Here is a 14800-nt window from a genome sequence, read left to right as displayed (position 1 = left end):
ACTAAGAGGAACCAATGGCAAGAGTGGGGAAACCCACTCTTTCGTGTTGTATTGACCATTTAATTTTGAATCCGAAACCAAGCGCATACAACGCACGTATGGAGGAAACAAATGAGTAAAAAGGTAACGGAAGTCGTAGAGGAATTAGCATTACCAATTCTTGAAGAATTGCAGCTTGAATTAGTCGAAGTGGAGTATGTGAAGGAAGGTAAAAGCTGGTTCCTTCGAGTGTACATTGATAAAGAAACAGGCGTAGATATTGACGATTGCGGAAATGTGAGTGAAAAACTCAGTGAAAAGCTTGATGAGGTTGATCCGATTCCACAAAATTATTTTCTCGAAGTTTCATCACCCGGAGCTGAAAGGCCTCTGAAGAAAGAGAAGGATTTCCTTAATGCTATCGGTAAAAATGTTTACATAAAAACATACGAGCCCATTTTAGATGAAAAAGAATTCGAAGGAATCTTAACCAGTTTCGATGGTGAAGAAGTGACACTCGAAGTCAAAATCAAGACAAGAAAGAAAACGATCGTCATACCATTCGAAAAGGTAGCCAAAGCAAGATTGGCGATTACCTTCTCTTAAGTCAGGCAAATCATTAATTTAAATATCCGTAAGGGGGATCACCATGGGCAATGAGTTATTGGATGCTCTCTATATTTTAGAAAACGAAAAAGGAATTTCCAGGGAGGTTTTGATCGACGCGATTGAATCTGCCCTTATATCGGCATATCGCCGTAACTTTAACCAAGCGCAAAATGTACGTATCGACTTGAATCTTGGTAAAGGAACTATGCGTGTATTTGCCAGAAAAGACGTTGTTGACGAAGTATTCGATTCACGTCTGGAAATTTCTGTTGAAGAAGCAAGAGCAATTGATCCCAACTATCAGTTAGAGGATATTGTCGAAATGGAAGTAACACCTAAGGATTTCGGCCGTATTGCTGCACAAACAGCAAAACAAGTCGTCACTCAAAGAGTGCGTGAAGCTGAACGGGGCATCATTTATGCCGAATTCATCGATCGTGAAGAGGATATCATGACTGGCATCGTTCAACGCCAGGATTCCCGATTCATTTATGTGAGCCTAGGTAAAATCGAAGCTTTGCTCCCGGTGAATGAGCAAATGCCGAATGAACAGTATAAACCTCATGACCGCATTAAAGTTTTCATCACTAAAGTTGAAAAGACTTCCAAGGGCCCGCAAATTTTTGTATCCCGTTCACACCCAGGTCTTTTAAAACGTTTATTCGAAATCGAAGTGCCAGAAATTTTTGATGGAACAGTAGAAATTAAGTCAGTTGCCCGCGAAGCAGGCGACCGTTCAAAAATTTCCGTGCACTCCGATAACGAAGAAGTCGATCCTGTCGGTTCTTGTGTAGGCCAAAAAGGACAGCGTGTCCAGGCGATCGTCAATGAATTGAAAGGTGAAAAGATCGATATCGTTAAATGGTCGGAGAATCCGGTCATATTCGTTGCGAATGCTTTAAGCCCTTCAAAAGTACTTGAAGTTATTGTTAAAGAAGAGGAAAAGGCGACGACTGTAATCGTTCCGGACTATCAACTTTCCCTGGCAATTGGTAAGCGTGGACAAAATGCCCGTTTAGCTGCCAAGCTTACAGGCTGGAAAATTGATATCAAGAGTGAAACGGAAGCCCGCGAAGCTGGTATTTATCCTGTGGAAGAACAGGAATTCCTTTTAAGCAGAGATAGTTATGTTACTGAAGAGGAAACAGATTTCGAAGAGGATAACGAGTAATTCGAGGTGAAAAAGATGAATAGCCGAAAAAAAATCCCGATGCGTAAATGTGTGGCAACAGGTGAAATGAAGCCAAAGAAAGAACTCATTCGCATCGTTCGATCTAAAGAAGGGGAAGTCAGCCTTGATCCGACCGGAAAAAAATCGGGAAGGGGAGCTTATTTGACTCTTGATCGGGATGTTATCGAGCTGGCCAAAAAGAAAAATGTGCTGGCTAATCACCTTAGTACCCAAATCGATTCTTCCCTTTATGAACAATTGCTTGAATTAGTGAATAAGGAGAAAAACTAACAACATGACCCAACAACAACAATGGATGTCTCTATTAGGTTTGGCCAATCGAGCACGCAAGCTAATTTCGGGTGAAGAATTAGTGGTTAAAGAGATTAGAAGCGGTAATGCCAAAGTTGTTATTTTATCCGCGGACGCTTCAAAAAACACTGAAAAAAAAATATCTGATAAGTGCGCATTTTATCAGGTTCCTTTAAAAAGAGTCGAAAGCAGGTCAATGCTCGGCCATGCGATAGGTAAGGATGCTAGAGTTGCCGTCGCAGTTCTGGATGAAGGTTTTGCACAAAAACTCCGAACGCTGCTCGATTAAATTTTACGGGGGTGAACGTATGACAAAATTGCGTGTATATGAATATGCAAAACAAAAGAACGTTTCAAGCAAGGATGTAATAAATAAACTTAAAGAAATGAATATAGAGGTAACAAACCATATGACAGCATTAGACGATTCAACTGTAAATAAATTAAACGATTCAATCAAACCTAAAAACGAAGATAAAAGCCAAGCCGCTGAACCAAAAGCTAACGCTACGGTCGCGAAGTACGAAGCTGAAGCGGATGAAAAGAGCACAGTCAATAAAGAAAAATTGAAGAAGAAACCACCAGTTAAACCTGTAGGTACGAAAAAACCAACAGGTCAGTTTCAAAAGGGTCGCAATAACAAGAATAAAAATAATAAACAAAGACAACAAGCGCCTCAGGCACCTGTTACAAAACGTAAAGAAAGAGAACTTCCAGAGAAAATTACGTTTTATGAGTCTTTGACGGTTATGGAACTTGGAAAAAAACTTCACCGTGAACCTTCTGAAATCATTAAAAAGCTCTTTATGCTAGGTGTTATGGCAACAATCAACCAAACTTTGGATAAAGATGCAATTGAATTGATTTGTGCGGAATACGGTGTATTAGCCGAAGAAGAGATTCGTGTCGACCTAACAGACCTTGAATCACTTGTCACTGAGGACGCTTCGGAAGATTTGATTGAACGTCCGGCTGTCGTGACGATCATGGGACACGTTGACCATGGTAAAACGACATTGCTTGATTCTATACGCCATACAAAAGTTACTGAAGGCGAAGCTGGCGGAATCACTCAGCATATCGGTGCATATCAAGTTAAAGTGAACGATAAGAAAATAACTTTCTTGGATACACCAGGTCATGCCGCGTTTACAACAATGCGTGCCCGCGGTGCACAGGTTACCGATATCACCATTCTTGTCGTCGCTGCAGATGATGGTGTCATGCCTCAAACGATTGAAGCGATCAACCATGCCAAAGCGGCAGAAGTTCCAATTATCGTCGCTGTCAATAAGATGGATAAAGAGGCTGCCAATCCGGACCGTGTCATGCAGGAATTGACAGAACATGGTTTAGTTTCTGAAGCATGGGGCGGAGATACAATTTTCGTACCAATTTCAGCTAAAAACGGTGAGGGTATCGATAGCTTGCTTGAAATGATTCTTCTTGTCAGTGAAGTGGAGGAGTATAAAGCGAATCCAGCTCGTAATGCAAATGGAACGGTTATCGAAGCACGTTTGGATAAAGGGCGCGGATCTGTTGCCACATTGCTTGTTCAAAACGGAACGTTGAAAATCGGTGATCCGATTGTTATCGGTAATACATTCGGACGTGTTCGTGCCATGGTCAACGATCTTGGACGCCGTGTTAAGGATGCAGGTCCTTCAACACCGGTTGAAATCACTGGATTGAACGAAGTGCCACAGGCTGGCGATCGTTTCATCGTCTTTGAAGATGAGAAAACGGCCCGTCAAGTTGGGGAAGTGCGTGCACAGAGACAACTTGCTTCTCAACGTAATGAGAAATCCCGTGTAACCCTAGATACGTTATTCGAACAAATGAAAGAAGGGGAAATTAAAGAATTGAACATCATTCTAAAAGCAGATGTTCAAGGTTCTGCGGAAGCAGTAGCCGCTTCCCTGAATAAAATAGAAGTGGAAGGCGCTAAAGTTAAAATCATACACATTGGCGTCGGTGCCATTACAGAGTCTGACATCATCTTAGCTACAGCTTCTAATGCAATCGTCATCGGATTTAACGTCCGCCCTGACGTGAATGCGAAACGTGCGGCTGAATCAGAAAATGTTGATGTCCGTCTTCACCGCATCATCTATAAAGCGATCGAAGAGATCGAGTCGGCTATGAAAGGGATGCTTGACCCTGAATTCGAAGAAAAAATTATCGGTCAGGCTGAAGTTCGTACGACTTTCAAAGTATCCAAAGTAGGTACGATTGCCGGTTCTTACGTTACAGAAGGAAAAATTACACGTGATAGCGGAATTCGTTTAATTCGTCAAGGTGTCGTCATTTACGAAGGTGAAATTGATGCATTGAAACGTTTTAAAGATGATGTAAAAGAAGTGGCAACGAACTATGAGTGCGGTATTACGATTAAAAATTACAACGACCTTAAAGAAGGCGATGTAATTGAAGCGTTTGTAATGGAAGAGATCGAACGTAAATGATCGTTGGCTCTGTCCAATGTGAATGCATCATCCATGACACCCATTCATTGAAAGAAAAAAGGGCCGTGCTTCAGCGTGTCATGACACGGCTAAAGCAAAAGTTCAATATTTCTGTAGCAGAGACCGATTTTCAGGATTTATGGCAGCGGACAAAGATTACTATCGTAACCGTAACATCCTCTAGGAAGGCTACTGAACGGGAACTTCAAAATGCCCTTAAATTTCTAGATTCTTTTCCGGAACTAGAGCGAACAATAACAGATATAGACTGGCTTTAGGCTATCGAGGTGATATTATGAGCCTTCGTTCAAATCGTGTTGGCGAACAAATGAAAAAAGAGCTGAGTGAAATTATCGGCCGAAAAATTAAAGATCCAAGAATCGGATTTGTAACAGTGACGGATGTTGCCGTTACAGGCGATTTACAACAGGCAACAGTTTATATTTCCGTTTTGGGTGACCAGGAACAAAGGGAGAAGACCCTGCAAGGTCTTGCTAAGGCGAAAGGATTCATGCGTTCAGAAATTGGGCAGAGAATCCGCCTTCGCAAAACCCCTGAGCTGTTTTTTGAATTTGACGAATCGGTCGATTATGGTAATCGCATCGAGTCATTGATTTCCCAAATCAATTCAGAGGATAAACCGGCTGAAAAAGACGAGGAATAAGCAAGCAGTAAAAGGAGGCCGACTCAACAAGTGCTTTGCACTTCTTGAAGTCGGTCTCCTTTTTTTTGAAAAAGGAAAAACACCTTTCGGAATGAGAATTCATTTTGCTTTATGATAGTGGTTTAAGGTGTTTTATAAATGATGAGGTGAAAGCGTGAACGGTATTCTTCCATTATGGAAACCAAAGGGATTGACATCCCATGATTGTGTTTTTAGATTAAGAAAGATTTTAAAGACAAAAAAGGTTGGGCACACAGGTACTTTAGATCCTGATGTAACAGGGGTTTTGCCTATTTGCATTGGCAGGGCAACTAAGATAGCCGAATATTTGACAGAAGCCGGTAAAGCGTATGAAGGGGAAGTGACCCTTGGTTTTTCAACGACAACGGAAGACGCGAGCGGTGAAAAAGTGGAAGAGAAAAAGATTGACCAAGTGATTCAGCGTAAACGTATTCTTGAGGTGCTGGAATCATTGACTGGAAAAATTGAACAGACGCCGCCGATGTTTTCAGCGGTAAAAGTAAATGGGAAGAAGCTATATGAATATGCCCGTGCAGGGATAGAAGTGGAGAGGCCGACAAGGGAGGTCACCATCTATGAAATTACCCTTCTCGATGATCGTTCTGAATTTAAAGGGGAAACCATTTCATTTCGTTTTCGCGTCAAATGCAGCAAAGGAACGTATATTCGGACGCTTGCAGTCATGATGGGTGAAGAACTGGGTTTTCCTGCCCATATGTCAGAATTGACGCGTATTGAATCAGCAGGGTTTAAGCAGGAAGACTGTTTCACATTTGCTGAAGTGGAAGCGTTCACGGAAAGCGGACAAACGGATGAATTTTTGTTGCCTTTGGAGCGGGGATTATTTCATTTGCCCAAATTTCAGATTAGTGATAAAGTAGCAAAGAAAGTACTTAACGGTGCGGTATTGGAACAAACAAAGGATGTTGTTGGCGAAAAAGGGAAGCCTTTTGTGATGGTCGATTCAGCAGATAAGGCCATTGCCATTTATCAAATACATCCGACAAAAGAGGGATTAATTAAACCTGTAAAAGTATTGGCACAAGAATTATAGACCGTTTTACCGCCGGAAAGAGGAGATTGAAAGGTGAAAGTGATCGCAATAGAGCATCCTCATCAATTTAATTCAGATGATTTTCCCGAGCTTGTAATGGCGCTTGGATTTTTTGATGGGATACATAAAGGTCATCAGATTGTTATTCAAACCGCCAAGAAAAAAGCCGATGAAATGAATCTTAAGTCAGCAGTCATGACATTTGACCCGCATCCTTCTGCAGTATTGGGTAGGAAAACGGAAAATATCCGCTATATCACTCCACTTGAAGATAAGGTGGATATCATAGAGTCGATGGAGATCGATTATTTATTCATTGTCCATTTCAGCAAGGAATTTGCTTCGGTACTTCCGGAACGGTTCGTTGACGAATATATTGCCGGGCTGAATGTCCGTCACGTAGTTGCCGGCTTTGATTATTCATACGGCCGCTATGGTCAAGGGTCGATGGAAGATTTGCCTGTTTACGCACAGGGAAGGTTTTCGCAGACAGTCGTTGAAAAACAGACACTTGAAGATGAAAAGGTTAGCTCGACGAGAATCAGGGAAACGCTCGCTAATGGAAACTTTTCCGACTTTTATCATTTAGCCGGCCGCCGCTATTTAACGAAGGGGCATGTCGTTCACGGTGAAAAAAGGGGCAGGAAGCTTGGTTTCCCCACCGCTAATATTGAAGTAAGTGACGATTATATCTTCCCGGCTGCAGGCGTATATGCCGTCAGGATTAAAATAAACGGTAAATGGTATAATGGAGTGTGCAATGTAGGCTACAAACCTACGTTCCACGAAGAAAAGCCTAAGTATCCCACTGTAGAGGTTCATGCATTGGAATTCTCGGGAGATATTTACGGCAACCAGGTATCGGTGGAATGGCATACAAGACTTCGGAGTGAACAAAAGTTTTCCGGACTTGAAGCATTGGTCGCTCAGATTGAAACGGATAAGCAAAATGCAATAGCCTATTTTGCAAAGCTTGAAGCATAAAAGACAAGACTTGCAATTTTAATGAAAAACATGTATTCTATTGTATGTATGAAAATAACCATTGCTTGGCTAGTCGAGACTCCGACGCTGGCTCGGTAATAGGTGATTTTACAGAATTTTAGGAGGAATAATAACATGGCAATTACACAAGTACGCAAAAACGAACTTATCGCTGAGTTCAGAACTCACGATACTGACACTGGATCTCCAGAAGTTCAAATCGCTGTATTAACAGAAGAAATCAACAACTTGAACGGTCACTTACGCACACACAAAAAAGACCACCATTCACGTCGCGGTCTTCTAAAAATGGTAGGTAAACGTCGTAATCTTTTAACTTACCTACGTAACAAAGACGTTACTCGTTACCGTACACTAATTAACAAATTAGGTCTACGTAGATAATTTTTTCAGGAAGGCGGGAAATTTCCCGCTTTTTTGATGTTAATCAAATGATTTGGACGTGTTCTACTTAAGGCTGGGCCTTCGTCCTTGGGACTCGGCAGTAGCCGGGTCCTTTTCCATTTATAAATGATAAGGATATACATAATCAAATGAATGAAATTTTTATTCATTTTACTGTTAATGCTTGTTTTTTTCGTGCATAATAGGAATAGTTTGGTTTTAACTCGAGTTCAGTTACTTTCACATATAAATGATTTAATCCAATACAGGTTTAGGTAAACTAAGCCTCTAAGTGAAGATTCAGAGAGGGGTTTAATAAATGGGACAGGAAAAACATACGTATTCATTTGACTGGGCCGGCCGTAATGTAACGGTAGAGATAGGGCAATTAGCCAAACAAGCGAACGGGGCAGTTTTAGTCCGTTATGGAGAAACTGCTGTATTAAGTACTGCGACAGCTTCAAAGGAACCTAGAAATGTCGACTTCTTCCCTTTGACAGTGAATTATGAAGAAAGACTTTATGCAGTCGGAAAAATTCCGGGAGGCTTCATCAAACGTGAAGGACGACCAAGTGAAAGGGCAATTCTTGCAAGCCGCTTAATCGATCGTCCGATCCGTCCGCTTTTCGCAGATGGCTTCAGGAACGATGTTCAGATCATCAGCATGGTCATGAGTGTCGATCAAGATTGCTCTACGGAAATGGCAGCCATGCTAGGTTCTTCCCTTGCACTTTCAGTTTCCGATATTCCGTTCGAAGGTCCAATTGCTGGGGTTGTAGTGGGGAGAATCAATAATGAATTCATTATTAACCCTACTGTTGACCAACTAGCCAAAAGTGATATCAATCTGACGGTTGCCGGCACTAAAGATGCTATCAACATGGTTGAAGCAGGAGCAAATGAAGTACCAGAGGAAACCATGCTTGAAGCAATCATGTTTGGTCATGATGAAATCAAGAAGATCATTGCATTCCAAGAGAAAATCGTTGCTGAAATCGGCAAGGAAAAAATGCAGGTCACTTTATATCAACTGGATGCTGAACTGGAAGCAGAAGTGAAAGGACTTTGTGAAGCAGACTTGAACAAAGCTGTACAAGTTCAGGAAAAACATGCTCGTGAAGACGCCATCAAAGCAGTAAAAGATCGTGTGTTGGTTCATTATGAAGAAGAAACAGATGAAGAAAAATTAAAGCAAATCAAAGAAATCCTGAATAAATTGGTCAAATCGGAAGTCCGCCGTTTAATCACGGAAGAAAAAGTGCGTCCGGATGGCCGTAATCCTGACGAAATCAGGCCATTATCATCAGAAGTTACGATTCTGCCACGTACTCATGGTTCCGGATTGTTCACGCGTGGACAAACCCAGGCCCTATCCATCTGTACATTAGGTGCACTTGGTGATGTGCAGATTCTGGACGGACTTGGTACCGAAGAGTCAAAACGTTTTATGCACCACTATAATTTCCCGCATTTCAGTGTTGGTGAAACTGGCCCTATCCGTGGGGCAGGACGCCGTGAAATCGGTCATGGTGCACTTGGTGAAAGAGCATTGGAGCCTGTCATTCCAAACGATAAAGACTTCCCATATACAATCAGACTTGTTTCTGAAGTCCTTGAATCAAACGGTTCAACATCACAAGCAAGTATCTGTGCAAGCACTTTGGCGATGATGGATGCCGGTGTCCCATTGAAAGCACCAGTTGCCGGTATTGCTATGGGTCTTGTCAAAACAGGTGAGCACTATACAATCTTAACGGACATTCAAGGTATGGAAGATCATCTGGGAGACATGGACTTCAAAGTCGCAGGGACTTCAAAAGGTGTTACTGCCCTACAAATGGATATTAAGATTGAGGGTCTTTCAAGAGAGATTCTTGAAGAAGCTTTACTACAAGCCAAACATGGCCGGATGCATATTTTGGAATCAATGATGTCAACAATCAATCAACCGCGTGAGCAGTTATCCAAATATGCTCCAAAAATCGTTACAATGTCCATCAATCCGGATAAAATCCGTGATGTAATTGGACCGAGCGGAAAACATATCAACAAAATCATTGAAGAAACTGGCGTGAAAATCGACATCGAACAGGATGGAACGGTATTCATATCTTCTACTGATGAGCCAATGATTCAAAAGGCGAAGAAAATCATTGAGGATATCGTACGTGAAGTCGTAGTGGGCGAACTATACTTAGGTAAAGTTAAACGTATCGAAAAGTTCGGTGCCTTCGTTGAAATCTTCAATGGTAAAGACGGTTTGGTACATATTTCCGAACTGGCTGAGGAAAGAGTCGGAAAAGTGGAAGATGTCGTTTCACTTGGAGATGAATTATTGGTCAAAGTTACTGAGATCGATAAGCAAGGAAGGGTAAACCTTTCCCGTAAAGCGGTCTTGAAAGAGCAAAAAGAGGCAGCGAACCCTTCTCAATCGTAATGGAAAATGAAAATCCGGCATGCGATTCCTTGTGAATCTGCATGCTTTTTTTGTTTGAAAAGTATTGCGATATCCATATTGCGTAGGCGTTATATGCATGCCATGTTCTACCTTGTCCGTTTTCTTCATACATTTTGGTATGAAGGGGGCGTAAAAAATGAATAATAAATGGAAGCAGATAGTTGCGATAAGTGCCATTGCAGGTATATCATGGTTATTAGTGCAAAATCCATATACACAAGTTTATTTGACCCAATTAACCAATGATTCAGTTGCTTCAATGAAGCAAGAAGACGAGCTTCTTTTACAAATAAAAGAATCAACAAAAAAATATGAGATTGCACCACAGGATGCACGAATAGATTCTGTTTGGAAAACCGTTCCTGCATATAACGGCCTGAAGGTAAATATTGATGAATCGTATAAAGCCATGAAGAAGGAGGGCGTGTTCGATAAGGATAAGCTGGTATTTAAGCAGGTCCCTGCAAAGATTCATATGGAGGATCTGGATCCGGCCCCGATTTACCGGGCTCACCCGGAAAAGCCAGTGGTTTCATTTTTAATCAATGTGGCCTGGGGGAATGAATACTTACAAGATATGTTGGCTGTGTTAAAAAAGAATAATGTCAAGGCCACTTTTTTCCTTGAAGGGAATTGGACCAAGAACAATCCTGATTTGGCCAAGATGATAAAGGGCGGCGGGCATGAAATTGGAAATCATTCTTATTCACATCCCGATATGAAAAACATATCCGCACAAGCTACACGCGAGGAAATTCGAAAAACGAATGAAGTCATTGAAGCGGTGACAGGTTTGAAAATGAAATGGTTCGCACCACCAAGTGGAAGCTACCGGGATGAAACGGTGAAAATCGCGGATTCTTTCGGTATGGAGACCGCCATGTGGAGTGTGGATACGATCGACTGGCAAAAGCCAAGCCCTGAAGTCCTTCAACAAAGAGTGCTTTCTAAGATACACCCTGGAGCATTTATATTGATGCATCCGACGGAATCTACTGCAAAATCATTGGAGACGTTAATAATTGAAATAAAAAAGAAAGATTTAGATGTTGTTACCGTTTCGGAAGCAGTAGATGAAGAGCGATCGAATCCATAAAACATTGGTAACGATATCAGCATAGAATGATTGGGAGGAATGTTAGTTGATTAAGAAATACACGTGTCAAAATGGAGTAAGAATTGTATTGGAAAATATTCCAACTGTACGCTCAGCAGCCATTGGAGTATGGATCAAAACAGGTTCAAGAAATGAAACACCAGAATTGAATGGGGTTTCACATTTCCTGGAGCATATGTTCTTTAAAGGGACAACTACGAGAAATGCGCGTGAAATCGCCGAATCGTTCGATAGTATTGGCGGACAGGTGAATGCATTCACTTCTAAAGAATATACATGCTACTATGCTAAAGTAATGGATAATCATGCAAGCTATGCGCTTGAAATCCTTGCTGATATGTTCTTCAACTCAACATTTGATGGGGAAGAATTGAAAAAAGAAAAAAATGTCGTGTACGAAGAAATCAAAATGTACGAAGACACACCAGATGACATTGTACATGACCTTTTAAGCAAGGCGGTATATGAAAACCATCCCCTTGGCTATCCTATACTTGGGACGGAAAATACGCTTGAAACCTTTAATAGTGATACATTAAAAAAATACGTTCATGACATGTATACACCAGATAAAGTAGTAGTGTCCATCGCTGGGAATGTGGATGAAAAATTGATTCAGGAAGTCGAAAACTACTTTGGCTCGTATCAAGGAGGGGAAGAGCGACTTGAATTGGTCAAACCTTCCTTCCATGAAAATAGGATCACTCGTAAAAAAGATACGGAACAAGCCCACTTATGCCTTGGTTACAAAGGGTTGGAAATCGGCAATGATAAAACATACAGCCTGATTACCTTAAATAATATTCTTGGAGGAAGCATGAGTAGCCGCCTATTCCAGGATGTCAGGGAGCAACGCGGCCTTGCCTATTCCGTTTATTCCTATCATTCCAGCTATCAAGATAGCGGAATGGTGACAGTATATGGGGGGACAGGCACAAATCAGCTCGACAGCCTGTATGAAACCATTCAGGAAACATTGGATACTCTAAAAAGGGATGGCATTACGGAAAAGGAATTACGGAATAGTAAAGAGCAACTTAAAGGAAGTTTAATGCTCAGCCTTGAAAGCACGAATAGCCGCATGAGCCGGAATGGAAAAAATGAGCTGATGTTGGGTGAGCACCGTACACTTGATGATATCATCATCAAGATTGACGAAGTGACGGAGGATACGGTCAATGAATTGGCAAATCAGATCTTTACGGAACATTCCTTGTCATTAGTGAGCCCGCTGGAAAACTGGGACAAATAATAACGACTGAGCCTGAACCTTCCTTTTATTAAAGGGAGGGCAGGCTTTTTTCTTTGAATATGGGAGGGTCCAGTGTTTTGGACAATATTTGGATAAATGCCTTCTAAGTTTACCTTTTTCGGATATAGATTGAATAGAAGGCGAAAAAGGGGGAACCAAATTTGAGGTTAAGCGAATTGAGCGGTAAGGAAATAGTCGATGTGAATAGGGCGGAAAGGTTAGGAATCCTTGGTCAGACGGATTTGGAAATAGATGAAACTGGACAAATTACCTCGTTGATCATCCCATCTGTCAAATGGTTCGGCCTTTTAAGGAGTGGCAGTGAAATAAGAGTGCCATGGGATCACATAAAAAAAATCGGTGCGGATATGGTCATCATTGATTTTCAAGAAGGACTTTCACTAAAAGATGGAGAGCAAATGGACGGATAAGATTTTTCGAAATGAAATCAAAAAACGCCTTAGCTGGCAATAGCTAAGGCGTTTTTTGATTTCTTATCACCGTTTTTTAACTAAAAACATAAGATGGCAGGGTAACTAGAGAATGTAGCAAAAACCGAATTGCTTCCTGAAGGGATTGTATCACAGGGCAAGGAATGTTTAGGATCTTTTATATAAAGAAGGTGACGGTTCTAATGCTCACAGGCATGCAAATCGCTGTAATTGGTGGAGATGCGCGTCAGCTTGAAGTTGTCCGTAAACTGACGGAGCTTGATGCAAAGCTATTATTGGTAGGTTTTGAACAGCTCGACCATGCTTTTACCGGAGCGGTTAAGGAAAAAATGGAGGATATAAATTTCAAGGAACTAGATTCAGTTATTTTACCTGTCCGGGGCACGGATTCAGATGGGAAAGTAGAAACGATTTTTTCCAGTGAAGAGGTTGTTTTAACTGAAGAAATGATAAAAAAGACCCCGGCACATTGCACCTTTTATGCAGGAATCAGTAACGATTACCTCGATGAGATATTCAAGAAAGTGGATCGCAAACTCGTACTATTGTTCGAACGTGATGATGTGGCTATTTATAATTCGATTCCAACTGTTGAGGGGGCGATCATGATGGCCATTCAACATACGGATTTCACGATCCATGGATCGAATGTTGCCGTTCTCGGACTGGGAAGGGTCGGTATGAGTGTAGCCCGGTCATTCCATGCACTGGGAGCAAAAGTGAAGGTGGGGGCAAGAAAAAGCGAAGATATTGCGAGAATCAGTGAAATGGCATTAGCCCCTTTTCATTTAAATGATCTTGCTGCTGAAATGAAAAATGTTGATATATGTATCAATACGATTCCTTTTCCGATAATTACCGCACAAGTTATAGCCAAAATGCCCGTTCATACATTAATCATCGACCTTGCTTCAAAACCGGGGGGGACGGATTTTCGTTACGCTGAGAAAAGGGGAATTAAGGCGCTGTTGGCACCAAGCCTGCCGGGTATAGTTGCCCCGAAAACAGCTGGTCAGATATTAGCGAATGCACTGGGACTATTGATACAGGGCGAGTTCACGAAAAGGAAGGGGAAAAAGATATGAGTCTCAAAGGTAAACGGATTGGTTTCGGATTAACAGGATCACATTGCACATATGATGAAGTGTTCCCGGAAATAGAAAAACTTGTAGATGAAGGGGCAGAAGTCATTCCGATCGTAACATCCACAGTTCAAAACACGGAAACCCGTTTTGGAAAGGGCGAGGATTGGGTCGAAAGAATAGAAAAATTGACGGGGAATCATGTCGTTGATACAATCGTCAAAGCGGAGCCTTTAGGACCTAAATTGCCACTTGATTGCATGGTGATCGCTCCTTTAACGGGTAACTCAATGAGTAAGATGGCAAATGCTCTTACCGATTCGCCAGTACTTATGGCTGCGAAAGCGACGATGAGAAATCACCGTCCAGTAGTGGTCGCGATATCAACGAATGATGCACTTGGGTTAAATGGTGTCAATCTAATGAGGCTGATGGCTGCAAAGGATATTTATTTCGTACCATATGGCCAGGATAATCCCACAGGCAAACCAAGTTCCATGGTTGCAAGGATGAGCATGATAAGGGATACGATCATATCTGCACTGGAAAGGGAACAGATTCAGCCTGTCATCGTCGAAAGGTTCAAGGATGATTTAGTCTAACAATTATTTCTGCCTCCATCCTGCATTCTAACGACTGACATATATGCATAAATTTGTAGGTTGAAGTTATGAAAAACCACTCCACTACCAGAATATTTTGTTAAAGTGCGACCCTTTGGAATGTTAATGTGATAAAATAAATGATATTCTGAACAAGAAGCAGTAAATCCAAT

16 protein-coding genes are annotated in these 14800 nt (G+C 41.6%); all 16 read left to right on the top strand.

Annotated elements, in window-relative coordinates; all coding sequences use genetic code 11:
• Nucleotides 1–111: 111 nt before the first annotated feature.
• The 16 genes from rimP to ACQKNS_RS04470 all read left to right on the top strand — a co-directional run bounded on the left by rimP (nt 112) and on the right by ACQKNS_RS04470 (nt 14627).
• On the top strand, nt 112–585 hold the full coding sequence (rimP, locus tag ACQKNS_RS04545) for a ribosome maturation factor RimP (protein WP_427641391.1): 474 nt from the start codon (nt 112–114) through the stop codon (nt 583–585).
• 43 nt (nt 586–628) lie between these two features.
• The gene (gene nusA / locus ACQKNS_RS04540) at nt 629–1759 is read left to right on the top strand and encodes a transcription termination factor NusA (RefSeq protein WP_076366463.1); all 1131 of its coding nucleotides are present in this window, start codon (nt 629–631) and stop codon (nt 1757–1759) included.
• A 15-nt stretch (nt 1760–1774) separates the two neighbouring features.
• Nucleotides 1775–2050, top strand: coding sequence for an RNase P modulator RnpM (rnpM, locus tag ACQKNS_RS04535; RefSeq protein WP_061462443.1), 276 nt, complete (start codon nt 1775–1777; stop codon nt 2048–2050).
• 4 nt (nt 2051–2054) lie between these two features.
• Entirely contained in the window at nt 2055–2360 is a 306-nt protein-coding gene (locus tag ACQKNS_RS04530; protein WP_061144653.1) for a YlxQ family RNA-binding protein, read from the top strand.
• Nucleotides 2361–2379: 19 nt separating this feature from the next.
• Nucleotides 2380–4536, top strand: a complete 2157-nt coding sequence (gene infB, locus ACQKNS_RS04525; protein ID WP_427641390.1) for a translation initiation factor IF-2 — start codon at nt 2380–2382, stop codon at nt 4534–4536.
• The gene (locus ACQKNS_RS04520) at nt 4533–4814 is read left to right on the top strand and encodes a DUF503 domain-containing protein (RefSeq protein WP_057913375.1); all 282 of its coding nucleotides are present in this window, start codon (nt 4533–4535) and stop codon (nt 4812–4814) included. The genes infB and ACQKNS_RS04520 overlap by 4 nt, the downstream gene beginning before the upstream one ends.
• Nucleotides 4815–4831: 17 nt before the next feature.
• Nucleotides 4832–5200 carry a 30S ribosome-binding factor RbfA gene (rbfA, locus tag ACQKNS_RS04515; RefSeq protein WP_034313607.1) on the top strand — a complete coding sequence of 123 codons (369 nt, stop codon included), beginning with the start codon at nt 4832–4834 and terminating at the stop codon, nt 5198–5200.
• Nucleotides 5201–5354: 154 nt separating this feature from the next.
• Nucleotides 5355–6275 (top strand): tRNA pseudouridine(55) synthase TruB, encoded by a 921-nt coding sequence (gene truB / locus ACQKNS_RS04510; RefSeq protein WP_427641389.1) that lies wholly within the window; start codon nt 5355–5357, stop codon nt 6273–6275.
• Between the two features lie 33 nt (nt 6276–6308).
• Nucleotides 6309–7259 carry a bifunctional riboflavin kinase/FAD synthetase gene (ribF, locus tag ACQKNS_RS04505; RefSeq protein WP_427641388.1) on the top strand — a complete coding sequence of 317 codons (951 nt, stop codon included), beginning with the start codon at nt 6309–6311 and terminating at the stop codon, nt 7257–7259.
• A gap of 135 nt (nt 7260–7394) precedes the next feature.
• The gene (gene rpsO, locus ACQKNS_RS04500) at nt 7395–7664 is read left to right on the top strand and encodes a 30S ribosomal protein S15 (protein WP_053345367.1); all 270 of its coding nucleotides are present in this window, start codon (nt 7395–7397) and stop codon (nt 7662–7664) included.
• Nucleotides 7665–7983: 319 nt separating this feature from the next.
• On the top strand, nt 7984–10101 hold the full coding sequence (gene pnp / locus ACQKNS_RS04495; RefSeq protein ID WP_427641387.1) for a polyribonucleotide nucleotidyltransferase: 2118 nt from the start codon (nt 7984–7986) through the stop codon (nt 10099–10101).
• A gap of 157 nt (nt 10102–10258) precedes the next feature.
• The gene (locus tag ACQKNS_RS04490; protein ID WP_427641386.1) at nt 10259–11218 is read left to right on the top strand and encodes a polysaccharide deacetylase family protein; all 960 of its coding nucleotides are present in this window, start codon (nt 10259–10261) and stop codon (nt 11216–11218) included.
• Nucleotides 11219–11264: 46 nt separating this feature from the next.
• Entirely contained in the window at nt 11265–12491 is a 1227-nt protein-coding gene (locus tag ACQKNS_RS04485; protein WP_427641385.1) for a M16 family metallopeptidase, read from the top strand.
• A 161-nt stretch (nt 12492–12652) separates the two neighbouring features.
• A complete protein-coding gene (locus ACQKNS_RS04480) occupies nt 12653–12922 on the top strand; it encodes a YlmC/YmxH family sporulation protein (protein WP_192204062.1) in 270 nt (89 codons plus the stop codon).
• Nucleotides 12923–13125: 203 nt separating this feature from the next.
• Nucleotides 13126–14028 carry a dipicolinic acid synthetase subunit A gene (dpaA, locus tag ACQKNS_RS04475; protein ID WP_427641384.1) on the top strand — a complete coding sequence of 301 codons (903 nt, stop codon included), beginning with the start codon at nt 13126–13128 and terminating at the stop codon, nt 14026–14028.
• On the top strand, nt 14025–14627 hold the full coding sequence (locus ACQKNS_RS04470) for a dipicolinate synthase subunit B (RefSeq protein ID WP_427641383.1): 603 nt from the start codon (nt 14025–14027) through the stop codon (nt 14625–14627). The genes dpaA and ACQKNS_RS04470 overlap by 4 nt, the downstream gene beginning before the upstream one ends.
• Nucleotides 14628–14800: the final 173 nt, after the last annotated feature.

The organism is Peribacillus sp. NPDC094092 (assembly GCF_050279365.1).
GTDB lineage: Bacteria > Bacillota > Bacilli > Bacillales > DSM-1321 > Peribacillus.
The sequence above is the reverse complement of the archived record's forward strand: the minus strand, read 5'-3'. Positions and strand labels throughout refer to the sequence as shown.